A 23,652-nucleotide genomic window follows, 5' to 3' on the forward strand; every position below is an offset into this window, starting at 1 on the left:
GAGACATGTGGTCATCACCGGGCTAGGGGTGTGTGTACCGACGAAAAGGTCCCCGGACAATCTTTTTCAAGCACTATTTAACCAAGAATCATTGATTCATAAAGATAATAGACTTGAAAGTTTTGGTATTCATGATTTTGTTTGTGCAGCAATGCAAGCGAGTGATCTCTCCTATTTGGATGAACACTATCCAGAATTAGCGAAGCACAACGTCAGTACCAGTGGAAAAATGGCTTACCATGCTTTAATAGAAGCTAAAAATCAGGCAGGGCTCGATGTAGGAGCCCATTCTGAGCGCTTTGGGCTATTTTTTGGGGTAAATAAAAATTTAATATCCCCTGAACAGATTCATCGTATGCATATGCTGGCAAAAGATTCAGCGCCATATGATGGACAGTCTGATTACTTACCGTATCGGCCTGATGCAATTGTAAAGGTGATGTCGGAAAAGTTGCAGGTCAATCAACCTATATTGGTGTGCTCTGATGCTTGCGCTGCTGGTTCCAGCAACATCCTTGCAGGCATGCGCCGTATCAGAAATGGTGACTTAGACGTTGCTTTTTGTGGTGCGGCGGACGAAGGTTCACAGCCGATGATGCAGTTGGTTTTCCATAAAATCGGGGCTGTTGGTACACCTGTTTTTTCTGAGCCTCAAGAGGTCTGTCGACCTTTTGACAAAGACCGAAATGGCTGTGTACTTGCCGACGGCGCTGCATTTCTTGTGCTGGAAGCTGAAGAAACGGCTCTGGCCAGAGGTGCCCAAATTCTGGCAAGGCTTAGTGGCGGCAGCCGAGGTTCTGAAGCATATAAAATTACCGCGTCTAAACCGGACGGAAGCTATTATGCGTTAGCCATGCAACAGGCTTTAAATGATGCTCACCTGACGCGTGATGAAATTGATCATATTAACGCTCATGGTACGGCAACAAAAAGTAATGATGCTGCAGAAGGAAGGGCGATTCATCAACTATTCAAAGATCAAGTACCGGTGACTTCAACGAAATCTGCACTTGGACATTCGCTGGCCGGAAGTGGTGCTCTTGAAGCGGTATTGAGTGTGCTGTCCTTAAATGAGCAAAAAATATTACCGACATTAAATTATACCGGGCCAGCAGAAGGTGAGGCTGAACTTGATATTGTCAGCCAGCCTCGCACGACCGAAATGAACCATATTTTAAGTAATTCATTTGGCTTTGGCGGATTGAACACCAGCTTGATTTTTTCAAGGGGGAATATATGAATCAGCCAGTTTATTTACGTCGTGGAGAAACTCTCCTTCCTCATCATACAACGTTAACGTCACTGTTTTTGGGCGATCAATCCCTTCATTTTGAACCGATTGATTATGCCGAATCTATCGAACGACATGCATTTGGTGCTTATCTTGCTGATGAGTCACTCAAGGATATTAATGCTGGGAGAATGATTCGAAAAACGAGTGAGAAACAGGCTCGGTGGCTCATCGCTACTGCTGTACGGACATGGCAATTGATTCATGGCGAGTCACAAGGCGGGCCTCAGACCGGCCTTTTTCTCGGACTCGGGACCATTGATTACTGTGAAACGCCGGAACCCCATCAACTCGAAGAGAAAACATTGGCATGTTTCAGCGATGTGATGTGCCGAGAAAGTAATCCGTTAACTGGCTTAATCATGCTTAACAGCTCTGCTGCAAGTCATATTGCTCAACTCACGGGAATTACCGGATGTAACAGTTGTTTTTCTCCTCATATTGATGCGGGTGCAGAAGCGATATTTGAAGCGTATTCACATGTGCGAGAGGGGTTGGTTAGTCAAGCCTTGTTTGGTGGTGGCAGTCAGAAAATATCGCCATGGTATTTGCTGACTTATGACCGTGATTTTGCTGACCAACAGACGCTTTATCTGACCGAAGCATCATCTTTTGCCGTGGTCACGAAAGAGCGAACAATGGCGGAGGCTGAGTTGCTTGCGGCATATCGTGGTCGACTATCGAATGGTGGGGATGCATTACATTTGTTGCTTGAGCGAGCGTTGAACGATAAAGGCGCAGAAGCAAACCACACCATTTCCCAAATCATCTGTACCGGAATCGGTGCGTACCAAGATGCATTATTACAAAGCGTCAAGACGCTGGGTATCGAGGTTCCGCTCATCTTCATTGAAGATCAACTTGGATATTGCGGTGCCAGTGCTCCTACGATTGCCTTGAATTTAAGTTTGGAACTGATGCAAGCGAAAATGAATTTGCACCATGACGCTTCATGCCAGCATGGTGAAATGAATCGTGTGCTGATTCTCGCTTTTGGTCCCTCCGGTTTAGTGAACTATTTCCTTGTAGGAGGATTGCATGAGTAACCGAGTATTAGTGACAGGCATTGGGATTGTCAGCGCATACGGTATCGGTCATGAATGTTATTGGCAGGGCATTCGTCATGGTCAGTCTTTAGTGAAGTCATGGAAACTGAAAGGTCTTGACGATTTCCCTGTGAAGTACGCAGCACCGATAGAAACGGATATTGAGCACCTCACACGGGACTATCCATCGCTCTTTAATCGAGACACACAACTTGAGCGGCGGGCTATTTTCGGCATGATCGCTGCGCAGGAAGCATTAAGAGATGGACAAAAGGCGCTTGATCGACATGACGTGATGGGGGTTTGTGCTTGTAGCGGTGTTCCGGATGCTGATGATTATACATTTACCCAAATTGGGACGATGTCGCCCCAAGACTCTCTGACCACCCTAATGCGTGAAAGAGACCAAATGATCCATCATATCAATGGGCTTCGCGCGGGAAATGACATGCTTTCCCGACAGATTGCTGAACAGTTTGATATGAATGGCCCCGTGATGAATATCAGTGGAGCTTGTGCCGGAGCGACACAGGCCATCGGTTTAGCTTATCGGGCCATCGCTCGTGGAGAGTCTGACTGTATGTTAAGTGGCGGTGGCGACTCTGTACTGAATGTTAGAACGCTGAGTGCTCTCTATCTACTGGGAGCAACATCGACAACCGCACGTTGGGGGGATCAGTTATGCCGTCCATTCGATGTGGATCGTTCTGGTCTGGTGGCTGGTGAAGGTGCGTGTTTCTTGTTACTAGAAAGTGAAGACAGCGCTCTGAAACGTGGTGCCAAAATATATGGGGAGATTGTTGGTTACGGCAGTTCTTTAGATGCGTATAAAGTGACAGCACCTCACCCTGACGGAGAAGGGGCGATTGCATCGATGCAATGTGCACTTAACGATGCGGGATTAGCCCCAGGGCAGATCGAATACATTAATGCTCATGGCACCTCGACACCGCTAAATGATGCGATTGAAACCCGAGCTATCAAATCTGTGTTTGGTCAGCATAGTCAGGATGGCTTAATGGTTTCTTCGACTAAATCGATGATCGGTCACTGGATTGCAGCAGCAGGAGCCCCAGAAGCAGCGGCATGTTTATTAGCGTTGAAGCATCAATGTGTTCCTCCGACCATGAATCTTGAATCTCATGATCCTGAATGTGATTTAGATTATGTCAAAGATCAGGCTCGGGATGTGAATGTGAACTACTGCTTATCAAACTCTTTCGGATTTGGTGGGTTGAATGCAACGCTGGCGATGGGACGGTATATTCATGAATAAACCTAATATTGCAATTCTCGGGTATGGGGCTGTTTTCCCCCGCGGAGAGTTTAACGTTAAATTTTCCACCCAAGAGACAACAAATGAACGGCAAAAGCCAATTTCACGCCAAATCAAAAGAGCGATGTCTCCCAGTGCAGCCAGCGCAATCACTGCAACGGAACATGCGCTCTCAATGGCAAAGTTTGATCCAGAGGATAAAAAGGGACGCGTCGGTTTATACGCCGGACAATATGGTTATTTAAATCCGACACTGAGTGACTTTCAGGCTGCACTGGATGAAAGTGATTTATCAGACTCTGCCGATCATGTGCAGGTTTTTCGTGAACTATGGTATTCGAATCGTGTGAGTCCTTTCTTGCTGACCAATATTCTGAATAACAATATTCTGGGAATGTTGAGCCTGCATTGGGGGATTACTGGTGACTCCGGTGCTTTTATTCGAGATAGCCTAGGAAGTACATGTGCTTTGCAGGATGCCGTTGATAATTTGCGATACGGTGAATGTGACATTGCCGTGGTCGCTTGTGCCGGCTCTCAAGAATCTGATCTTGGGCGGCAGTCGTTCACTCATCCTCACAGTGATGAATTTGGTGCAGTCACATTGATACTAGCGCGTGCTGATGAGGTTAAACCCGAGCATGTCCAAGGATATTTGGAGTTTTTTGATTACGGTTTTTCACATCTTCACTTATCTGAACAAATTCAATCTTATCTCAGCAGAGAAGATGTTCAGGGACTCTCACATGACCTTCACCATTATGCTGGTTCTGATTCTTGGCTACAGGATATCCCCGCCACAGCATCATTAAAACAGTTTGATTTCTGTCAAGTCGGTGGAACACGTGGCTGCCCGGGGATTTTAGCCTCGATTGTTGCAGCACTCCAGTTTTATCAGAACCAATCGGAAGTTCATCGCTATATCACCGTCTCGGGGGACAACCGAGATTACCTATCTGTCGCTGGTATACGGAAAGTATCAGGAGATTTTTAACCAATGAATCGCTATCAAAAGTATTGTAAACCTCAGTTGGCGGAAGCCTTACACGCTTTGGGGTTGGATAAGGTATTTCATCGAGCTCAGGGCGCAAATCTTTACTATCGTAATGAACAAGATCAAGAACAGGAAGTTCTTGATCTGCTTGGCGGATACGGTGCCACGTTATTGGGGCACAATCACCCCGACCTGATTGAGGTTGCCAAGCACAGTTATGACCGATTACTGCCGTTCAATAATCAGTTCTCTTTACGGCAGGGGGCTGCTTTATTGGCCGAAAAGTTGAACCGGCTGTTGAAAGAAGAGACGGGTTGGGCGGAAGACTTTCTGTTTTCATTCACCTCTACCGGTGCCGAATCTGTGGAGATTGCCCTGACTCATGCGGAAAGAAAACGTTCTGAACACGTCGATCTAGTTGCAGAAGAAGCGGACTTTTCTCTTTCATCTTTGGCGAAAGATGATGCGTTCACATTTGAATTGACGGATGAGCAATGTCAGTTGCTTGGTGTTGAAGGACATGAGGATTCTGAAAAGTTGATGACATTGATTCGGCATTTTAATGCGGAACAAGTCGCGCGTCAGCCTCATTTTGTCGCTTTGAAAAATGCCTTTCATGGCAAACTGGCAAGTTCGATCCAACTGACACATGGTTCGATGTACCGAGAGCACTACCATCATCTCGGTCTAAAAGTTCATTTCATGCCAATCGCAGAAATAGAACAGCGGATGGAGCCATTGCAAAAGGAAACCGCAGCATTTGTGTTTTCTGTGAAAAAGCGTGGCAATACGGTCTCGCTGATACAGAAAGATATTCCCATGATCTGCGCTATTCTTGCTGAGCCGGTTCAGGGGGAAGGCGGCATTCATTGTCTAACTGAAGATGATGCCCATCGACTCCATCAAGCACGTACATTTTGGCAGTGCCCATTAATTGCAGATGAAGTTCAATCAGGGTCTGGTCGTTGTGGCAGCTTGTTGGCAGGACGAGATATTGGTCTGCGCCCCGACTATGTTGTGCTTTCTAAGGCATTAGGCGGCGGTATTGCGAAGATCGGTTTTGTGGCGATTCGAGCATCGATGTACTGTCATAAATTCGACTTGGTGCAAAGTTCGACCTTTGGTGAGGATGAACATTCAGCTGCGATTGCCAGTGCCTATCTGGACCTATTGTATGCAGATAATAAGCAACGTTTACAGCAAGTTCATGAGTTGGGCGAAACGATTCAGTCTCGATTGACCCGATTGAAAGAGGCCTATCCTGATGTGATTGCGGATGTCCGGGGTCGGGGACTATTAATTGGGATCGAGTTTAATTCTCAGGCTGACGCACCATCAATCATGTTTCGTGGTATGGATTACCAGGAGTCTTTGGGATATGTCGTGACCGGATTCTTGTTGAATCAACACCATATTCGAGTCGCACCATCATCGAGTGCGCCAAATGTTGTCCGTTTAGAACCGAATTTGTGTCTGACTGCTCATGACATTGAGCGTTTAATTGCGGCTTTTGACGATGTCTGTCGGGTTATTCAGTATCAGGATGCTTACTATTTTCTGAAGCATTTATCGCAACCTGTGGCTACACGAAATGTACGTCAGTCACTGAAAGACTTTCGGTCTCATTTCCCTGAGTTACCGCCTCAACCTGAAGCCGAAGCGGATGTGAAAGTGGCTTTTGTCAATCACCTGATCTCATCTGATTGGATGTGGCAGGTTGACCCTTCGATGGAAGGTGTGCCACCAGAAGAGAGTGATTACTTACTCAAACGGTTGGGTTTTGACTGGCGTGCTGCGCCATTTCCACCGATGCGAGTGACATCGGCAACCGGTGTCACGGGTGACTTTATTCTTTATCCGTTAGCGGTCACATCAGCAGAAATCGAACAGATGATGCAAAACAATGAGCTGGAAAAAATCCGTGAAGCGATTCGTGAACGGGTGGAAGCCGCCCGGGATGATGGTTGTAAAGTCGCAGGGCTTGGTATGTTTACATCTGTTGCGACAAATAACTGCAAGTCGGTCAAAGTCCCTGGGATTGGATTGACGACCGGTAATTCGCTGACAGTTGGCATGGCGATTGAGATGGTATTGCAGACGGTCGAGGAAAAACAGTTAGCGATTCATAAGACGGCTGTTATTGGCGCTGCGGGGAATATTGGTACTGTTTATGCCGCGATAGCAGCAGATTTTAGTGAACAGCTGATTCTTATCGGCAGTGGACGTCATGGGTCACAAAAACGCTTGCTGAAGGCTGCCTACAGTATTTATGAAACGATCTGGTCAGAAGTCCTTGCAGGGAAGCGAGACTCTCGTCTGGGAATGCGAATGAGTGAACACCCCCAGTTGCAAGCGTGGCTCAATCAGCCAGAGCTTATCCCTGATGAAGCCATTGGTCAGCAGATTTTCGAGTTGATGCAAGATCAATCCATCCCCGCGCCGATTGTACTGAGTGACGATATTGAACTGATTCACCAGTGTGATTTAGTGGTCTGTGCAACCAATGCATCGTCTTCATTTTTAGATGTTGAATTGATTCGATCAAATGCCATCGTCTGTGATGTCTCGGTTCCACATAACATCAGTCAGGAAGCGCTTGATACCCGCCCCGATATCGTATGTATCCGTGGTGGTGTCGTCAGCACGCCCGGCGGTGCCAGCCTTGATGCCAGAGCAAGAGCATATCTCAATGCCGGGGAAGTTTACGCATGTATGGCAGAGTCGCTCACGCTTGGTTTAGAAGGAGAATACGGACACTACTCTTATGGCGACTTGAGTAAATCTCAAGTGACACGAATCCTCGATATGGCAAAAAAACATGGATTTGGTCTCGCTGGAATCAAATCATTGGAGTCGATGTGATGACGAAGCAAACAAGTAATCGGACAGCATTGGTCACAGGTGCAACTCGCGGTATCGGACGGGGCGTCGCTCTCAGTCTTGCAGCAAAAGGATATGATGTTGCTTTTTGTTATCGTCGTGACGAAAACCTTGCCAATCAATTGGCATCAGACATTTCTCAATATGGTGTGAATGCACTTCCTATTCAGGCTGATGTCGCGGAATACCAAGATATCGAATCCATGTTTAACCAGATTAACTACCGATTCGGACACTTGGATGTGTTGGTCAATAATGCCGGGATAACTCGCGATGGGTTACTCGCAACTATGAGTGATGATGACCTGTGGGCGGTGATTCGGACGAATTTGATTGGCACGATGATGTGTAGCCGTGAAGCCGTGAAAATGATGATGACACAGCGACATGGTTGCATCATCAATATCTCTTCCATTTCTGCTACGAAACCGAATAAAGGCCAGAGTAATTACGCTGCAACGAAGGGCGGTGTTGAGTCGTTTACCCGCGCTTTAGCGGTTGAAGTCGCTCGGAAAAATATTCGGGTCAATTGTATTGCACCTGGTGTGATTCAAACGGAAATGGTCGGTGAACTCTTGGCTGACAGTGGTGATTTGATTCGTAAGAAGTTACTCGCGAAGCGTCTGGGTAATCCAGAAGATATCAGCAAAGCCGTGCTTTATCTTGCAGACCCTGAAAATGATTTCCTCACAGGAGAAATACTTTCAGTCAATGGCGGCATGATGCTGCTTTGAAGTGGTGAGTCGTTTTGAGGTGATTATGGTGTGTAAAACAGCATTAGTGACCGGTGCCGCGAATGGTATCGGTTCGGCAACAGTGAGGAAATTAGTCTCACATGGTGTCACGCATATTTTAGCGTTGGATAGAGACGAGAGCGGATTGGCGTCGCTTGTGTCAGAGATGGCCGGTTCAGTCAATATTATTCCGGTTGTGCTCGACCTGAAAGATATGGATGTTTATGAGCAGTTACTCGGGCCTTATTTAAACGACATTGAGCAGTTGGATACAGTGGTGATTAGTCACGGTGTCTCTGATGAGAACGCACTGGCGGATCATCAGGTTTGGGATAAGGTGATGAATATCAACCTCAATGCAACCCGTTATCTCCTGTCCTTGCTTGAGAATAAATTGGGACAGGGTAGCAGTGTGGTGGTGATTGCCTCGATATTGGCGAAAGTCGGCAAACTGAGAAATACCGCCTATTGTAGTTCGAAGCACGGACTCATGGGCTTAGTGAAAGGGCTTGCGTTGGACTGGGCCAGACAGGGGATTCGTGTCAATGCGGTTCTCCCGAGTTGGGTTGATACGCCAATGCTGCGTCGAGAACTGCAAAAACAAGGGGATATGACCGGGACATCGATGAATCAGATGCTGCGTCAAATCAAAAAGCGGATTCCGCTTCGAGCTTTGGTGAGTGCAGAAGATATTGCCGATAGCATTATTTTTTTGGCATCACCACAAGCCAAGATGATTACCGCACAGTCACTCATTGTTGATGGAGGTGATGGATGCGGCGTCTGATCATTGGCGCGCTGGCAATGTGCTTTATGTCAGTTGCATCTGCCAAGGCTTACATTGAACCTCGGGTGGGTGCCCGGGTTGGTTACCATTTGAGTGGGGGGGATGATCCTTTTACGGTTCAGCAGTTATTTGCCGGATTGAAGTATGAGAATGAGTTTGAACAAGTCGAGTTTAAACTGGATACCGAGTTCAGCCATGACTTTGTTTACGACAGTCAGAATAACTACAGCACTCAGGCAGAAGATGACCTTGAAGATTATTGGAAGGTTGATGATGCCTACTTTTCCTTTGAACTCTTCGATGCCTATTGGACGCTAGGCTATCAAAAAGTGGTGTGGGGGGAAGCGGATGATTTGCGCGTTGTTGACGTCGTCAATCCGCTCGACCTGCGAGACTTCGTCTTGTTTGATGTGGATGAGTACCGAGTCGCCTTGCCAATGCTGAAAGTCGAACAATATATCGGTGATGAATCGAATCTCAGCTTCCTGACCGTTTTTCAGTATCAGTCTAATCGCTATGCACCGGCTGGTGCAGAATTTGGTGATACGGCATTTTCTGGATTAGATGAACGGAAAGCCGGTCATCTCGAATTCGGAATCCGGTTCAATACCTATTGGATGGAAACCGATGTCAGCTTGTATAGCTTTTATGGGTATGAAGATGATCTTTTCAGTATCCCTGACAGTGCCGGAAATATCCAAAAGCCACTCAATCGATTCAAGATGTTCGGGCTCAGTACCAGTAAGGCAATTGATAACTGGGTTATTCGTACTGAATGGCTGTATGAAGATGATTTGAAGGTGATGGATTCGTCAGCAAACTTGGTGGCAGTGAATAAATATCAAGGGTTGCTTGGGTTGGACTATCGCTATCGGGACTGGACAGCAACGTTTCAGTATACCGACAGGCGATATGATGACTGGCAGCAAACACTAACGGTCACGCATACCGATCCGACGATTACGTTCTCACTTGAACGTGAATATCTCTCGGGACGTCTCAGTTCTCGTCTGGCAATAACCTATATGGATGTTTCCGGCGGCGGTCGTTTGGATCAGCTCAAGTTGACATACAAATACAACGCAAAAACTAAGTTCAACCTCAATTTGGATAGTCTGAGTGGCAACCAAAATAACCTGCTCGGTCACTTCCGTGAGCAGGACAGAGTTTGGTTGGCTTTGACATATTATCTCTAAGGGTCTGTTATGAAACACTATTTAATAATTGCAGCTTTACTTTACGCAGGCTTATCTGTTGCCAGCGAGAATGTGAATACGATTTTAACCAAGGTCAGAGATCGAAATGATGGCCATGACTATGTCTCTCAATTGACGCTGGTGAATAAAACGGAAGGCCGTATGGTCAATAAGCGTCAGATGTTGATGTTACAGAAGGACATTGATACGGACGAGGTGATGGTCTTAGCTGTACAAGCGCCGGTGGATGTCCGAGATGTGAGTTTTCTGATTAAAACCTATCAGGAAGCCAAAGGAGAGGAGGACGAACAGTGGATGTTTTTACCTGCGTTCCGTAAGGTTCGCCGTATCTCGTCTCAGGATAAGCGCGGCGCCTTTATGGGCAGCGAATTTGAATATTTTGATTTGGATAAGTTACGGGTGTCTGACTTCAACTCGAAGATCTTAAGAGAGGAGAAAGTTGGCGAACGGCCCGCTGTCGTCATTGAACGGATTCCCGTCTCTCAGGATGTCATCAATAAATCTGGATATCACCGTGTGATTGTTTGGATCGACAAGGAGAGAGAGATCGTATTGCGCCAAGATTATTACAATGCCAAAGGGATTTTATTTAAACGACAACATACCGAGTCGGTGGAACAGATTCAAAACATATGGACCATTATGCATTCAGTGATGGATAACCTTGTCGAAGGAAAAAGTAGTGAACTTATCTACAAGCAGACCCAATACAATGTCGGACTGGATGACAAACTATTCCGAAAAGGTAAGTTAAAGCGGGGCTATAAGATGAGTGATTTGCCCGACTCCGTTAGCTTTTCGACAGCGCAGGAGAATAAATGATGGCTGAGCGTTATCTCAATTTTGTTTTTCGTTATCCGAAATCTATTTTGGTTTTGCTCGTTTTAATTACCGGCTATTTTTTGATGGCTTTGGGAAATTTGAGTGAAGACAACAATCCTTATTTTTTACCGGAGAGCCATCCAGCTCGACATGCTATTTATGAAATCAGGGAGGAGTTCACCGGCACTTATGATTCAGTTTTAATTGTTCTCTACAATCCAGATACGATTTTTAATCAAGCCAGTCTTGATGCGATTTTTGAACTGACGAAGCAGTCACGTGTGATGACATTTGTTGATGAGACCGACGAACAACGCTTGATTGCGATTCGGGATCGTTACACGGATCAGCCTCAACTTGGACAGGTCATTGATCAAATTTTGGCTGATGGCCTGACACAAAGTGATGGCTATCTTGCCCGTGACCTGTATGAGCAGAGTGCTGAATGGGGAATCCGTGATGAAGACCGCCGTTATATTTCGGTCTTTGCTGAGCGAGTAGAGCCGATACGGGAAATGGCGGGTTTGGCTGCGACGGAAAATGTATTCATTGATGATGACGGGACAATTATTGCGCGTAAAACCATCAATAATTATGGCCAAGACCCAGAAGTCATTAAAGGTGCTGTCCTCGATAATGAATTGATGGAAAAGGGGACCGTTGATCCGTCGGGTCATGTCGCGATGATTACGGTTGAGCTTAGTCTGCATTCTGATGACGCTTATGGACAGGTCAGAGCTTACGAACAATTTAAGCAGATGGTTGCGGATTACCGGGCAAGTCATCCAGAATTTAAGGATGAGGTTTATGTCGGTGGGGTCCCGGTATTTTTTGCGGCTCAAAAACAAGTTATCGATCATGATTTCGGAACATTACTTCCTTTGGTCTTATTGCTGATTGCGGTCATTCTTGCTGTCTTTTTCCGTTCAGTGTTAGGCGTCGTTCTCCCTCTACTCAATGTCGTGATGTGTACGATTTGGACTTTGGGGATGATGGCGATTATCCAGGCACCATTGGATATTATTACTGCTGTATTGCCTGTATTTTTGATTACCATTTGCTCGTCAGACGCCATCCATATGATGGCAGAGTATTATCATCAGAAGAAAATTCAGAAAAGTCGCCTTCCTGCACTCAGAAAGGCCACGTTGTTGATGATCTCTCCGGTTGTTCTCACGACTGTGACGACCTGTTTTACGTTCACTCTTTCCACATCAACAAGTATCGAGAGTTTACGCAATTTTGGTATTTTCATTTCTTTTGGGATGTTTGTTGCACTGATCATTTCTTTATTGTTAATCCCTGCTTGTCTGGCGCTGTTCCCTGGAAAATCAAAGGGGGTCACTGAGCACACCGAGGTGGAGGAAAGTGAAGAAAGGGCCGTTGCGAGAAAATATTTGATTAGCCGTATCTTGATTGCTGCATTGCAACCCGTGATTCACAATCGCGGCATTTTTACGGGGATTTTCATTCTGCTACTTGGTGGTGCATCATTTCTCGCCACGCAGGTGAAAATTGATGACATGGGAAGTGGCTATTTTGCAAAAGATAGTGTGTTTCGCATTGCAGATACTTTCATCAATGATCATATCGCAGGCACAAGTCCGGGATGGGTTCAGGTTGATTCCGGTAGCGCAAATGGTGCACTCAGTTTAAAAATGCTTCGTTTTATAGATCAACTGGAAACGTTTATCCATCAACAAGAGTATGCCACATATAGCTATTCGGCTGCGCGCTATGTTCGTCGTATTAACTACACCTTGAATGATTTTGAACCGTCATATAATCGTCTTCCTGAGGATGTTGAGCGGTTTGTTGAAATTGATCCGGATACCGGAGAAAAATATGACGTTGAGATCTCTGGGCGTGACATTGTCCGTCAGTCGATTCTGATGTACGAAAATAGTGGCGGAACGGATACGACAAATGTGTATAACGAAGATTTCTCTAAAACCGTATTGTTGTATACATTAGGGACGACAGTTGCGAGTGACTATCAAGCATTTTTGGGCAAACTACGGCCGTGGTTAGCAGAAAACACCCCACAAGGCTATCAAGTGAAACTGGCTGGCTCTCCCGTGATTTGGACCGCAGTGCTTGATGCTTTGGTGATGAGCCAAACTCAAAGCGCTGTAATCGCATTGTTCATTGTCTTGGCTGTCATGAGTTTGTGGATGCGTTCGCTTAAATTGGGAATTGCCGGCACGTTGCCCTTAGTGACGACTGTCATGTGTTATTTCTCGCTCATGACAATCTTGGACATTGAGCTGAATATCGGGACTGCGATTATCTCATTTTTGGTGTTAGGGATCGTCGATTACTCCGTGCACTATATCTTGCGAATTCAATTAGAGCTCAAGCAGGGGGGAACGATTGATGAAGCGCTGTTAAATGCGGTGAGTGTTTCTGGACGAGCGATTATTGCGAATGTTTTGGTTTTCAGTATAGGGTTTGTCGCACTGTTATTCTCTCAATATAAGCCTTTAGTGGATCTCGGTACATTAGTTGGTTTATCCCTGTTGATTAGCGGCATTATGACGTTGTTTGTTGTCACGCTATTCGCCCCTTGGTTCTTTTCAGGCATGCAGCGGGAAAAAGTGAATGAAAAAGAAGCTTTGTCAGTGAACTGATTCGGTTTGAGCTGAACAATTAACGTCAACAGCCCCTAGTAAAATCAGTGTCATACCAGTATTGAAGAGAAGTAGCCGAGGTTCGGTTACTTCTTTTTTATTATCTGACGATTCTTGATTTCTTGCTTCTATCCTGCACAATAGCGACCTGATTTCGGCAGTCGTGTGGCGTAGGATCTTCATGTTACTCATTATTGATAATTATGATTCGTTTACTTACAACCTGTATCAGTATTTCTGTGAACTGGGGGTAGAAGTCAACGTGGTCCGTAATGACCAGATTGATATTGCCGGCATTACGTCTCTCAGCCCTTCCCATCTCGTGATTTCTCCGGGGCCATGTACTCCGAATGAAGCGGGGATCTCGCTTGATGTCGTCAAACATTTCGCGGGTCAGCTTCCTTTACTTGGCGTTTGTCTCGGCCATCAGGCGATTGCACAGGCTTTTGGCGCTAAGGTTGTCCGTGCCAAGCAAGTTATGCATGGGAAAGTCTCACCGATATGTCATCGTGGTCAGGGACTCTTTCATGGTTTAAATCATCCATTGACGGTGACTCGCTATCACTCTTTAGTTGTTGAGCAACAGAGCTTACCGGATTGTTTTGAAATCACCGCTTGGACTGAAACCGTCGAGGGTGATGTTGAGGAGATCATGGGATATCAACACCGAACCCTCCCCATTGATGCCGTTCAGTTTCATCCGGAATCGATCAAAACCGAACAAGGTCATGCGTTGCTGGCGAATTTTTTACGTCGTTAAGTCTGTATGGCGTGCCATCGTGACAACAACAATTAAATAAAAAATCATTTTTATTGCATATTTATACATGTAGAATGAGTTGTGACAGAATCATCTGACAAGTCTCTATGTGAATGATATTGTCTATTTGTAATGATATTGTCTACTGACATTGAATGTATCGTATCTTCAACCACGCCAATACAGTCAGTATGAACAGATCATCTATACTGGTGAATATTGGGATGGGTCGGTTGTAAGCTCACGAGCGAAGAGGGAGTGTGAATGGCTACACAAAATAATGTCGATCGGGCGCAATTTGATGAGGTCATGGTGCCTTGCTACAGCCCGATGGAAGTGATTCCGGTGAGGGGAAAAGGATCTCGGTTGTGGGATCAAGCAGAAAAAGAATATGTCGATTTTGCCGGGGGGATTGCGGTCAGTTGTTTAGGTCATTGCCACCCTGCGATGGTTGATGCATTGACTGACCAAGCTCAGAAGCTTTGGCATTTGAGCAATGTGATGACCAATGAGCCGGCATTGCGTTTGGCCAGAAAACTGACAGAACTGAGTTTCGCTGAGAAAGTATTCTTTGCCAATTCAGGGGCTGAAGCGAATGAAGCGGCACTAAAATTGGCTCGCCGTTGGGCGGCAGATAATTATGGACCGGAAAAATCGGAAATTATTGCTTTTAAACAGGGATTTCATGGCCGGACATTTTTTACGGTGACTGTTGGGGGGCAATCGACTTATTCTGATGGCTTTGGTCCGAAACCTTCGGATGTCGTTCACTTACCTTATAATGATCTGGCGGCGTTCAAGGCTCAAATTTCAGATCGGACGTGCGCTGTGATGATGGAGCCGTTACAGGGCGAAGGTGGGATTATTACTCCGACAACAGAATTTATTCAGGCTGTCAGAGCGCTGTGTGACGAACATAATGCCTTATTGATTTTTGATGAAGTTCAGACCGGTAATGGCCGGACTGGTGACTTCTATGCGTATCAGGGAACCGACGTGATACCGGATATCCTCAGTACAGCGAAATCATTGGGCGGCGGATTCCCGATTGGTGCGATGTTAACGACAACAGCGATTGCATCTCACTTTAAGGTCGGTGTGCATGGATCAACGTATGGTGGTAATCCACTTGCCTGTGCAGTGGCAGAAGCTGTCGTGAATATAACATCTCAACCTCAGGTGCTGGATGGCGTCAAAGAGAAAGAAGCGCTGTTCCGTGACGGGCTAGAGCGAATTAATGCCAAGTATCCGATATTCAGTGAGATCCGTGGCAAAGGTTTATTGCTCGGGGCGGTGTTGACGGAAGATTGGCATGGCCGGGCGCGTGACATACTACAGGCTGCCGGTAAAGAAGGTGTGCTCGTTTTAGTTGCCGGGCCAAATGTGGTTCGCTTCACACCGTCACTGGTGATTGAGGATGACGATATTCAAGAAGGCTTGTTACGTCTGGAAAAAGCCATTGCATCATTAACTTAGTTTAAATTTTAGCTCAGGTTCGCAACGATCCTGAGCTATGCTTATAGTCAGACTGGTTTCATTTCGAACTCAGGTTTTCAGGGAGAGACATCCATGCTTGTGGTTCGTCCCATAACAATGACTGACTATAATGCGCTCTATCATTGTGCGATAGAATCTGGTTATGGTTTTACATCACTACCTGTCAATGAGGCGCTGTTATCTCACCGCATTGAACATTCAGAAGCGAGTTTTGCAAAAACGGATGTTCAGTCTCCGACAGATGAAAGTTACTTGATGGTCGGGGTGGATAGCGAAAGTGGCCGGATTGCCGGTACAACTGCAATCGAAGCCTACGTCGGCTGGGATACGCCGTCCTACTCTTATCATATTAGTACTATTCTTCATTCCTCCCGCCGTTTAGGCGTCAACAAAATCGTGAAATTACTGACGCTTGGCAATAACTATACCGGGAGCTCCGAGTTGTGCACGCTGTTCCTTTTACCCGAATATCGTACCGGACTCAACGGACGGTTGATGTCAAAATGCCGCTTCCTGATGCTGGCGGAACACCGGGAACGTTTTGCTCAAACAATTATTGCTGAAATGAGAGGCGTCTCTGATGAACAGGGAAACTCTCCGTTCTGGCAATGGTTGCAGGAACATTTCTTCTCCATTGATTTTTCTCTGGCAGATTATTTGACGGGGTCGGGGCATAAAGGATTTATTGCTGAACTGATGCCAAAATTACCGATCTATATCAATCTGCTTAGTCCTGAAGCCCAAGCCGTAATCGGGAAGGTGCATGATAAGACGAAGCCGGCTTTGAAATTATTGGAAGAAGAGGGGTTCTCCTGCCGTAATTATGTCGATATTTTTGATGCGGGCCCAACCGTTGAATGTGACTTACGCCATATTGAATCGGTCCGGCATTCGGTGTCTGCGACGGTCAAAGTCGCCCAGCATCAGAGTCGGCAGAAAGTCATACTCAGTAATACTTCATTTGAATTTTTCCGGGCGACGGTTGCTGAGGTCGACTTCCACCCGGAATCTGAGACTGTGATTATCACGCCTGAAGTTGCTCAGGCTTTGTTGATTCAGTCTGGTGATCGGGTTCGTTTTCTGATGATTCGTTAATCCCTCCCCTGAATCTGAAGGCAGGAACGCGATGGTAGCCCAAGATAATTGATAAAGAAGGAGGCGCTATGACGCTGGACTCATTGTTTGCCGCATTATGGCAAGATTATACAACCAGACTTTGTCCATCAGCGCAGCGGATTCATGAATTACTTCAAGAAGATGAGCCGTTAAGCAATGATCATATTGCGTTGCGGACATTTAATTTACCGCAAGTGAACCTTGATGTGATGGCGGAACCATGGGTTCGACTGGGATATGTCTCGAAAGGGCATTATCAGTTTGAAGGAAAAATGTTAGCCGCACAGCACTTTGAGCATCCGAATCCCAAGTTACCCAAAGTGTTCATCAGTGAGCTGGAAGTGGAACGCTGTTCTGAATCTTTGCAAAAGATCGTGAGAAGTTTGGTCTCTCATGTCCGGCCCGAAATGGTTGCTGATGCTGACTTCCTTTATGGTGGACGTTTATGGCCAGTGTCACTCGAGCAGTATTATCTATTGGCTGAAGAAAGTGAGTATGCCGCTTGGGTTGCTGCACATGGTTACGGTGCGAACCATTTTACCGTGAGCGTGAATCAGCTGGCTCGTTTTAGTCAGGTTGCGGACGTGAATACTTATCTGCACCAGCATGATTTTGCAATCAATTCATCAGGGGGCGAAGTAAAAGGCTCTCCAGCGTTATTTCTGGAACAGTCATCGACGATGGCTGATCGAGTGGCGGTTGAATTTGATGAGGCGGCGTTGTTGGTTCCCGGTGGCTTTTACGAATTTGCCAAACGTTACCCGATGGCAAATGGCATCTTGTATCCCGGATTTGTTGAAGCCTCTGCGGACAAAATTTTTGAAAGTACCAATAACCAGTGATGTATTCTTTCAATCGTCGTAAATAAAAGAGCCATCGCGAGGATGGCTCTTTTGTTGGTTCAAGCTGAAAAAATTATCTTGTACCGTAAACAACGATTGTTTTTCCGTGGGCTGAAATCAGGTTTTGCTCTTCAAGCATCTTCAAAATACGGCCAACGGTTTCACGAGAACAGCCGACAATCTGACCGATCTCCTGACGAGTAATCTTGATTTGCATTCCGTCTGGATGCGTCATTGCATCGGGTTGTTTTGCCAGATTTAACAGTGTCTGGGCAATCCGACCAGTCACATCCAGAAAAGCCAGATCACCGACTTTTTGGCTGGTGACTTGAAGGCGGCTTGCCATCTGTCCTGCCAGACGCATTAAAATGTCTGGGTTAACCTGAATTAACTGACGGAATTTTTTGAAGGAAATTTCTGCAACTTCGCAGGGAGATTTCGCTCTGACCCAAGCTGTCCGCTCTTGACCTTCTTCGAATAAACCAAGTTCACCGATGAAGTCACCCTGATTGAGATAGGAAAGGATCATCTCTTTTCCTTCTTCATCCTTGATCAGAACTGCAACAGATCCCTTCACGATGTAATAAAGCGTTTCCGCTTTTTCGCCTGCATGAATCAGCGTACTCTTTGAAGGGTATTTATGTATGTGACAATGTGAAAGAAACCACTCTAATGTTGGATCGGTTTGAGGTTTACCTAGAACCATAATATCTCTCTTCCTCTGCAGGGTATGCTTGCTGCTTTCCATGTTTTCGCGAAGCTTTTGAACTGAACATGTTTAAACTGAACATGTCTCTGAACTAAACACTTAGCATAAAAGCACTTGAGAAAGCCTGCAAGTTGTCTTCTGTTTCGGTATCAAATAGTATCCTTTTTCTTACACAATTTCTTGACTTTAATCGTGTCATGACCGTGATTTGGTACGCAAAAACGTGCGCATGGTCACGGTATGGAAACTAAAAGAACCCGATTCGTACCATTGAATCGTGATTAGCCAATTTTTCCTGTTTCAATCAATTGCTGGAGAATCGGACGGACTATCAATTCCATGGCAAAACTCATTTTCCCTCCGGGGACAACAATCGTGTTATGACATGACATAAATGAACCATCAATCATTGCCAATAGGTAAGGGAAATCGACTTTTTTGATGCCAAGCAAGCGGATGACCACAAAGCTCTCATCCAGACTCGGAATTCCTTTTGCACTCAGTGGGTTCGATGTATCCACTGTCGGAACTCGCTGAAAGTTAATATGCGTCCGGGAAAACTGAGGCGTAATATAATTTAAGTAATCATCCATTGAGCGGACGATAGAATCCATCACTGCTTCTCTGGAATGACCTCTGTCCCGGGTGTCCCGGACATATTTCTGGATCCACTCCAGATTGACGATCGGTACCATGCCAATGAGGAAATCGACATGTTGGGAGACGTTGGTCTGGCCATCAACCACGCCGCCATGGAGCCCTTCATAAAAGAGCACATTGGTATCATTGGGGAGATCCTGCCATGGCGTGAAGGTTCCGGGCATCTGATTATAGGGAACCGCTTCATCAAATGTATGCAGATAGCGGCGAATTTTCCCTGTTCCGGTGCGGCCATATTCCCGAAAAAACTCTTCCAAAGCAGGGAAATCATTCGCCTGAGGACCGAAATAACTGATATGGCGACCTTGTTCTCTGGCCTTACGGATTTCGACGTCCATTTCCGGTCTGGTGAAACGGTGAAAACTGTCACCTTCAACCCAGGCAGGCTTGATTCGCATCATGTTAAACATTTTGCGAAAAGCTTCTGAAGTCGTTGTTGTTCCGGCGCCTGAAGAGCCGGTTACGGCAATAATCGGATGTTTTGCTGACATGACATACCTTGTCTTATCATTCCTTGTCGTGCATTCAATCAACAGATTTCACAAAAAAAACGAGAAATCGATTCCACTATATCATGGAAATTGATGCTGTCATCGGACAATTCATGAATTAACGATATCTGTTTTGTTGAATATCCACGGATTCGTGAAGCTCGGAATAGACGATGACCGCTTCTCCGGATTGAATCTGTTGTTTGACCTGGGCGACTTTCTCTTCAAGAGAGATTTCGTGCTCACCGTAGTCGGTCCCTTCTCGGAGGATAAACTCTTGGATCAGGTTATCGAGTGTATCCGGTTCGAGCGTTTGCCAAGGAATAATCATGATGATGACTCTCTATACTATCACTCGGGGATTTCTGTATAGGGGGTATATTAACGGATTTCGTGTGATGTTTCGCAATAATCGTGATTTTTCGTGTAAGTGATGATATTCACGTTCGTGCCTGTTCACGATACCCGTGGTTGCTCACGATAATAGAGAGGCAGCATGTCTTCCAACCAGAAGCGGGGTTTGAGAAGCGTCCCGCTCAAAAAGCCCACATGTCCGCCATGTTTCAGCAGTTGATAATTGATCGTTTCAGGGAGTGGCTGGGTTGGTATCACGGCATCAGTCATAAACGGATCATCTTGTGCGTGAAGAATTAACGTTGGCAGACGGATTTGCCCCAGTTTCGAGATTGCCGAACAGCGTTGGTAGTAGTCCTGTGCATCATCAAATCCGTGTAATGGTGCCGTAATCAAATCATCGAATTCTTGTAATGTTTTCAGCTTTCGAATCAAAGGTTGGGTGATAGGAATCGCTTGTCGTAGGGTGCCCAATTTACGACAAGCATTCTGCTTGAGTGAGTGGAGGAGATAAGCCTGATAGATGCGTGAGGCCCCTTGATTGATACGGCTTGAGCTGTCTTGCAAATCAAAGGGGGCAGAGATAATGGTTGCACTATCAACAAGTGGTTGTCCGGCAAACTCTGCCAGATAATTCGCCAGCATATTCCCCCCGAGCGATACACCGGTCACCATCTTGTAATTTGACGGGAAACGGTGATGGAGCTGCGTCAGAAAATAGCGTGGATCGCTGGTTTCTCCGGAATGGTAAGCGCGGGGACGTCGATTCGGTTGTCCGTTGCATCCGCGAAAGTGCATGATGACAGACAACCAGCCTTGTTGCGCGAAAGCATGCATCAGGCCATTGGCATAAGGGCTGTGAAAACTACCTTCCAGACCATGAAATAAAATAAACAGCGGTTTTGTTCGGGCGCTGGGCTGCTTCGGATCTTCACTCCAAGCCAGACTCAGAATATCATCATCCGGTGTCGTCAGCGTTTCCCAGTGTGGTGAAAATAAAGGGGCTCGTCGCACCCATCTGGGGAGCACCGTCTGAATGTGTGGAGCTGCGCCACCTGACGCCGGGTTGAATGTCAGTGATTTAGGGTTCACGTTTTGTATCGTAGTACTCACCGCGATAACGTCCTTTATTTTTTGTGTTTGGTATGTGTCGATGAAAATGATGCGGGTTTTGCAAAGATCTGCGCCAGATGGTCGGCTGCCAGTTCTTTGCAATAACGTTGCGTCATGAATTGTGAGTCTCCGGGCTGTAATTGGAGCTGATTAATACAGTCCACCAGATCGGACTGTTGTTGTTTTTCCAATTGCAGCTCAAATTGCAGTGACTCGCGATAGAGCGTATCCGGTAGATGAACTTTGAGCTTTCTCCGCAGTTCCCGATAGCTGTTCAGCAGTGATTCGGTTGAGCTAATGCTGGTCAGTACGCAGTGCCAGTCTTGTTGTTCGATACTGAGTTGCTGTTCATCGAGCCATTTCAGAAGTAAGAGTAAATTGACGTTACCGTGGTAGTTGTTTTGTAGGCTGAGACAGGCTTCTTTGACTTCCCGGACACTGTAATATTGCAAACTAAATTGCCAAAGTCGTTCCAGTGTCAGGGACGTCGGTGTCTGAATCATAAAGTGTTGAACTCCTGTTCCATCTGTTCTAGGCGCTCTTGGTGTTCCATCCATTGAGACTCAACCTCCTCAAGGTCAGATTTGCTTTGAGCCTGAAGTGCGAGTACCTGAGTAAGTTTAGCTTTATTCTGCGCGTCATACAGAGACGAATCGCCTAATTGCTGCTCTGCATCGCTGAGCGTGATCTGTAATTTATCGATTTGCTGTTCTAATTGTGTCAATTTCTTGCGAATTGGTGCAGTTTGCTGACGTAGTTCTGCTTCTTTACGCTTTTGCTCTTTTTTCGCTGCGGCACTGAACGGGCTGTCTTTGGTTGGCGTTTGCTCTTTTTTATCCTGTTTTTCTTGTTTTTGCTGATCGGTAAGCCAACGGTAGTAATCGTTGAGATCACCATCGAATGCGGCGACTTTGGCATCATGCACCAGATAAAAATCATCTGTGGTTGCCCGAAGCAGATAGCGATCATGGCTGACGATGACCATTGCTCCTTCATAAGTTTGCAATGCGAGTGTCAGTGCCTGACGCATGTCAAGGTCAAGGTGGTTGGTCGGTTCGTCCAGTAACAGAAGATTGGGTTTCTGCCAGACGATTAACGCCAATACGAGTCTCGCTTTTTCGCCGCCGGAGAAGGGCGCGACTTTTTCGAGGGCTTTATCGCCTTGAAAGCCGAAGCTGCCGAGATAGTCTCTTAATTGCTGTTCGGTATGATTCGGTGCGATTTGCATTAAATGTTGTAAAGGGGTTTCTTCTGGATGAAGGGTTTCCAGTTGATGCTGGGCAAAATAACCGATTTTAACCCCTTGAGAATAGGTTAGGTCGCCACTCTGCGGCTGTAAATCTCCAGAGAGTAATTTGATCAGTGTTGATTTCCCCGCCCCATTACGGCCAAGCAAACCGATTCGACTGCCGGGCACCAGATTCAATTTGATCTGGTTGAGGATTGTGACGTGATCATATCCGGCAGCAACTTCATCCATCATCAGAATCGGGTTCGGCAGAGCCGTCGGTTCTCTGAATTCAAAACTAAAAGGATTATCCAATTGCGCAGGCAGCACTTTTTCCATTCGTTCCAGTGCTTTAATCCGACTCTGTGCCTGACGAGCTTTGGATGCTTTGTAACGAAAACGGTCGATGTAGCTTTGCATATGAGAAATCTGCTTCTGCTGTTTCTGATACATCGCTTGTTGAAGAACCAGTTTTTCGGCTCTCTGATTTTCGAATGACGAATAGTTACCGGTGTACTCGTGGAGTTGCTGATTTTCGATATGAATAATCCGGCCGACAATCGGGTCAAGAAAATCCCGGTCATGTGAAATTAAGATTAGTGTTCCCGGATAACTCTGGAGCCAACGTTCCAGCCACATAACAGCATCGAGATCCAAGTGGTTGGTTGGTTCATCGAGTAACAGTAGATCTGAGCGACATAACAATGCCTGAGCGAGGTTCAGACGCATCCGCCAGCCACCGGAAAATTGCGTCAAATGCCATTGCATTTGTTCTTGACTGAATCCAAGCCCATCCAGTAATTCGGATGCCCGGGCCCGAATGCTGTAACCCCCGATCGTTTCTATATGACCGTGCAGTTCTGCGACCCGAGTGCCTTCTTCACGTTGTTCTGCCTGTTGCAACTGTTTTTCCAACTGGCGGTATTCCCGATCACCATCGATCACATATTCTATTGCGCTACGTTCGAGTGCTGGTGTTTCTTGTGCGACCCAAGCTAATTCCCACTGAGCCGGCATGTTGAATGAACCCGCATCAATACTGAGTTCATCTTTAAGTAATGCAAATAATGTTGACTTACCACAGCCGTTTTTACCGACCAGACCCACTTTATCGCCCGGATGGATTGTCGCTGAGGTTTGTTCTAAAAGCGGTTTTCCGCCACGCAATAACTGAATATCAGAGAAGGTAATCATAAAAATGTATC

The 23,652-nt window shown here is 46.1% G+C and carries 20 protein-coding genes; 14 read left to right on the plus strand and 6 right to left on the minus strand.

Features of this window, described 5'->3' with window-relative positions:
• Window positions 1–7 precede the first annotated feature (7 nt).
• The 14 genes from BSQ33_RS10385 to BSQ33_RS10455 all read left to right on the plus strand — a co-directional run bounded on the left by BSQ33_RS10385 (window position 8) and on the right by BSQ33_RS10455 (window position 17,892).
• Window positions 8–1,240, plus strand: a complete 1,233-nt coding sequence (locus tag BSQ33_RS10385; protein ID WP_198298096.1) for a beta-ketoacyl-[acyl-carrier-protein] synthase family protein — start codon at window positions 8–10, stop codon at window positions 1,238–1,240.
• The gene (locus BSQ33_RS10390; protein WP_021019615.1) at window positions 1,237–2,337 is read left to right on the plus strand and encodes a beta-ketoacyl synthase N-terminal-like domain-containing protein; all 1,101 of its coding nucleotides are present in this window, start codon (window positions 1,237–1,239) and stop codon (window positions 2,335–2,337) included. The genes BSQ33_RS10385 and BSQ33_RS10390 overlap by 4 nt, the downstream gene beginning before the upstream one ends.
• On the plus strand, window positions 2,330–3,613 hold the full coding sequence (locus BSQ33_RS10395; protein WP_021019616.1) for a beta-ketoacyl-[acyl-carrier-protein] synthase family protein: 1,284 nt from the start codon (window positions 2,330–2,332) through the stop codon (window positions 3,611–3,613). Before BSQ33_RS10390 ends, BSQ33_RS10395 begins: the two co-directional genes overlap by 8 nt.
• Window positions 3,606–4,607 (plus strand): beta-ketoacyl synthase N-terminal-like domain-containing protein, encoded by a 1,002-nt coding sequence (locus BSQ33_RS10400; protein WP_021019617.1) that lies wholly within the window; start codon window positions 3,606–3,608, stop codon window positions 4,605–4,607. The genes BSQ33_RS10395 and BSQ33_RS10400 overlap by 8 nt, the downstream gene beginning before the upstream one ends.
• Window positions 4,608–4,610: 3 nt before the next feature.
• A complete protein-coding gene (locus BSQ33_RS10405; RefSeq protein WP_021019618.1) occupies window positions 4,611–7,469 on the plus strand; it encodes an aminotransferase class III-fold pyridoxal phosphate-dependent enzyme in 2,859 nt (952 codons plus the stop codon).
• Window positions 7,469–8,221, plus strand: coding sequence for a 3-oxoacyl-ACP reductase family protein (locus BSQ33_RS10410; protein ID WP_021019619.1), 753 nt, complete (start codon window positions 7,469–7,471; stop codon window positions 8,219–8,221). The genes BSQ33_RS10405 and BSQ33_RS10410 overlap by 1 nt, the downstream gene beginning before the upstream one ends.
• A 25-nt stretch (window positions 8,222–8,246) precedes the next feature.
• The gene (locus BSQ33_RS10415) at window positions 8,247–9,008 is read left to right on the plus strand and encodes an SDR family NAD(P)-dependent oxidoreductase (RefSeq protein ID WP_157721383.1); all 762 of its coding nucleotides are present in this window, start codon (window positions 8,247–8,249) and stop codon (window positions 9,006–9,008) included.
• Entirely contained in the window at window positions 8,996–10,204 is a 1,209-nt protein-coding gene (locus BSQ33_RS10420) for a hypothetical protein (RefSeq protein WP_088134080.1), read from the plus strand. The genes BSQ33_RS10415 and BSQ33_RS10420 overlap by 13 nt, the downstream gene beginning before the upstream one ends.
• A 9-nt stretch (window positions 10,205–10,213) precedes the next feature.
• Window positions 10,214–11,047, plus strand: a complete 834-nt coding sequence (locus BSQ33_RS10425; protein ID WP_021019622.1) for an outer membrane lipoprotein-sorting protein — start codon at window positions 10,214–10,216, stop codon at window positions 11,045–11,047.
• Complete coding sequence (locus BSQ33_RS10430; protein WP_088134081.1) at window positions 11,044–13,677, plus strand: efflux RND transporter permease subunit; 2,634 nt, start codon at window positions 11,044–11,046, stop codon at window positions 13,675–13,677. The genes BSQ33_RS10425 and BSQ33_RS10430 overlap by 4 nt, the downstream gene beginning before the upstream one ends.
• Before the next feature lie 181 nt (window positions 13,678–13,858).
• Entirely contained in the window at window positions 13,859–14,437 is a 579-nt protein-coding gene (locus BSQ33_RS10440; RefSeq protein WP_021019624.1) for an aminodeoxychorismate/anthranilate synthase component II, read from the plus strand.
• A 264-nt stretch (window positions 14,438–14,701) separates the two neighbouring features.
• Window positions 14,702–15,913, plus strand: a complete 1,212-nt coding sequence (locus BSQ33_RS10445) for an aspartate aminotransferase family protein (protein WP_088134083.1) — start codon at window positions 14,702–14,704, stop codon at window positions 15,911–15,913.
• Between the two features lie 93 nt (window positions 15,914–16,006).
• Entirely contained in the window at window positions 16,007–17,029 is a 1,023-nt protein-coding gene (gene astA, locus BSQ33_RS10450; protein WP_021019626.1) for an arginine N-succinyltransferase, read from the plus strand.
• A 68-nt stretch (window positions 17,030–17,097) separates the two neighbouring features.
• Window positions 17,098–17,892 carry a DUF1338 domain-containing protein gene (locus BSQ33_RS10455; protein WP_021019627.1) on the plus strand — a complete coding sequence of 265 codons (795 nt, stop codon included), beginning with the start codon at window positions 17,098–17,100 and terminating at the stop codon, window positions 17,890–17,892.
• 73 nt (window positions 17,893–17,965) lie between these two features.
• On the opposite strand, the gene crp is transcribed toward BSQ33_RS10455, so the two are convergent.
• From crp to BSQ33_RS10485, 6 genes are all read right to left on the minus strand, one after another.
• Complete coding sequence (gene crp, locus BSQ33_RS10460; protein ID WP_038179153.1) at window positions 17,966–18,598, minus strand: cAMP-activated global transcriptional regulator CRP; 633 nt, start codon at window positions 18,596–18,598, stop codon at window positions 17,966–17,968.
• A 284-nt stretch (window positions 18,599–18,882) separates the two neighbouring features.
• Complete coding sequence (locus BSQ33_RS10465; RefSeq protein ID WP_021019629.1) at window positions 18,883–19,752, minus strand: phosphoribulokinase; 870 nt, start codon at window positions 19,750–19,752, stop codon at window positions 18,883–18,885.
• Window positions 19,753–19,870: 118 nt separating this feature from the next.
• Window positions 19,871–20,083 (minus strand): YheU family protein, encoded by a 213-nt coding sequence (locus tag BSQ33_RS10470; protein ID WP_021019630.1) that lies wholly within the window; start codon window positions 20,081–20,083, stop codon window positions 19,871–19,873.
• 125 nt (window positions 20,084–20,208) lie between these two features.
• Window positions 20,209–21,219: a hydrolase gene (locus tag BSQ33_RS10475; RefSeq protein ID WP_420070612.1), complete on the minus strand. Its 1,011-nt coding sequence runs from the start codon at window positions 21,217–21,219 to the stop codon at window positions 20,209–20,211.
• Window positions 21,220–21,233: 14 nt separating this feature from the next.
• Window positions 21,234–21,722 carry a TIGR02444 family protein gene (locus tag BSQ33_RS10480; RefSeq protein ID WP_021019632.1) on the minus strand — a complete coding sequence of 163 codons (489 nt, stop codon included), beginning with the start codon at window positions 21,720–21,722 and terminating at the stop codon, window positions 21,234–21,236.
• Entirely contained in the window at window positions 21,719–23,641 is a 1,923-nt protein-coding gene (locus BSQ33_RS10485) for an ABC transporter ATP-binding protein (protein WP_088134084.1), read from the minus strand. Before BSQ33_RS10485 ends, BSQ33_RS10480 begins: the two co-directional genes overlap by 4 nt.
• Window positions 23,642–23,652: the final 11 nt, after the last annotated feature.

It is taken from the genome of Vibrio gazogenes (assembly GCF_002196515.1).
Lineage (GTDB): Bacteria > Pseudomonadota > Gammaproteobacteria > Enterobacterales > Vibrionaceae > Vibrio > Vibrio gazogenes_A.

Bases quoted from the DNA above. Each gene is read 5' to 3' on its own strand.
- BSQ33_RS10390 (WP_021019615.1), top strand. From the start codon at position 1,237: ATGAATCAGCCAGTTTATTTACGTCGTGGAGAAACTCTCCTTCCTCAT.
- BSQ33_RS10395 (WP_021019616.1), top strand. From the start codon at position 2,330: ATGAGTAACCGAGTATTAGTGACAGGCATTGGGATTGTCAGCGCATAC.
- BSQ33_RS10400 (WP_021019617.1), top strand. From the start codon at position 3,606: ATGAATAAACCTAATATTGCAATTCTCGGGTATGGGGCTGTTTTCCCC.
- BSQ33_RS10405 (WP_021019618.1), top strand. From the start codon at position 4,611: ATGAATCGCTATCAAAAGTATTGTAAACCTCAGTTGGCGGAAGCCTTA.
- BSQ33_RS10410 (WP_021019619.1), top strand. From the start codon at position 7,469: ATGACGAAGCAAACAAGTAATCGGACAGCATTGGTCACAGGTGCAACT.
- BSQ33_RS10415 (WP_157721383.1), top strand. From the start codon at position 8,247: ATGGTGTGTAAAACAGCATTAGTGACCGGTGCCGCGAATGGTATCGGT.
- BSQ33_RS10420 (WP_088134080.1), top strand. From the start codon at position 8,996: ATGCGGCGTCTGATCATTGGCGCGCTGGCAATGTGCTTTATGTCAGTT.
- BSQ33_RS10425 (WP_021019622.1), top strand. From the start codon at position 10,214: ATGAAACACTATTTAATAATTGCAGCTTTACTTTACGCAGGCTTATCT.
- BSQ33_RS10430 (WP_088134081.1), top strand. From the start codon at position 11,044: ATGATGGCTGAGCGTTATCTCAATTTTGTTTTTCGTTATCCGAAATCT.
- BSQ33_RS10440 (WP_021019624.1), top strand. From the start codon at position 13,859: ATGTTACTCATTATTGATAATTATGATTCGTTTACTTACAACCTGTAT.
- BSQ33_RS10445 (WP_088134083.1), top strand. From the start codon at position 14,702: ATGGCTACACAAAATAATGTCGATCGGGCGCAATTTGATGAGGTCATG.
- astA (WP_021019626.1), top strand. From the start codon at position 16,007: ATGCTTGTGGTTCGTCCCATAACAATGACTGACTATAATGCGCTCTAT.
- BSQ33_RS10455 (WP_021019627.1), top strand. From the start codon at position 17,098: ATGACGCTGGACTCATTGTTTGCCGCATTATGGCAAGATTATACAACC.
- crp (WP_038179153.1), bottom strand. From the start codon at position 18,598: ATGGTTCTAGGTAAACCTCAAACCGATCCAACATTAGAGTGGTTTCTT.
- BSQ33_RS10465 (WP_021019629.1), bottom strand. From the start codon at position 19,752: ATGTCAGCAAAACATCCGATTATTGCCGTAACCGGCTCTTCAGGCGCC.
- BSQ33_RS10470 (WP_021019630.1), bottom strand. From the start codon at position 20,083: ATGATTATTCCTTGGCAAACGCTCGAACCGGATACACTCGATAACCTG.
- BSQ33_RS10480 (WP_021019632.1), bottom strand. From the start codon at position 21,722: ATGATTCAGACACCGACGTCCCTGACACTGGAACGACTTTGGCAATTT.
- BSQ33_RS10485 (WP_088134084.1), bottom strand. From the start codon at position 23,641: ATGATTACCTTCTCTGATATTCAGTTATTGCGTGGCGGAAAACCGCTT.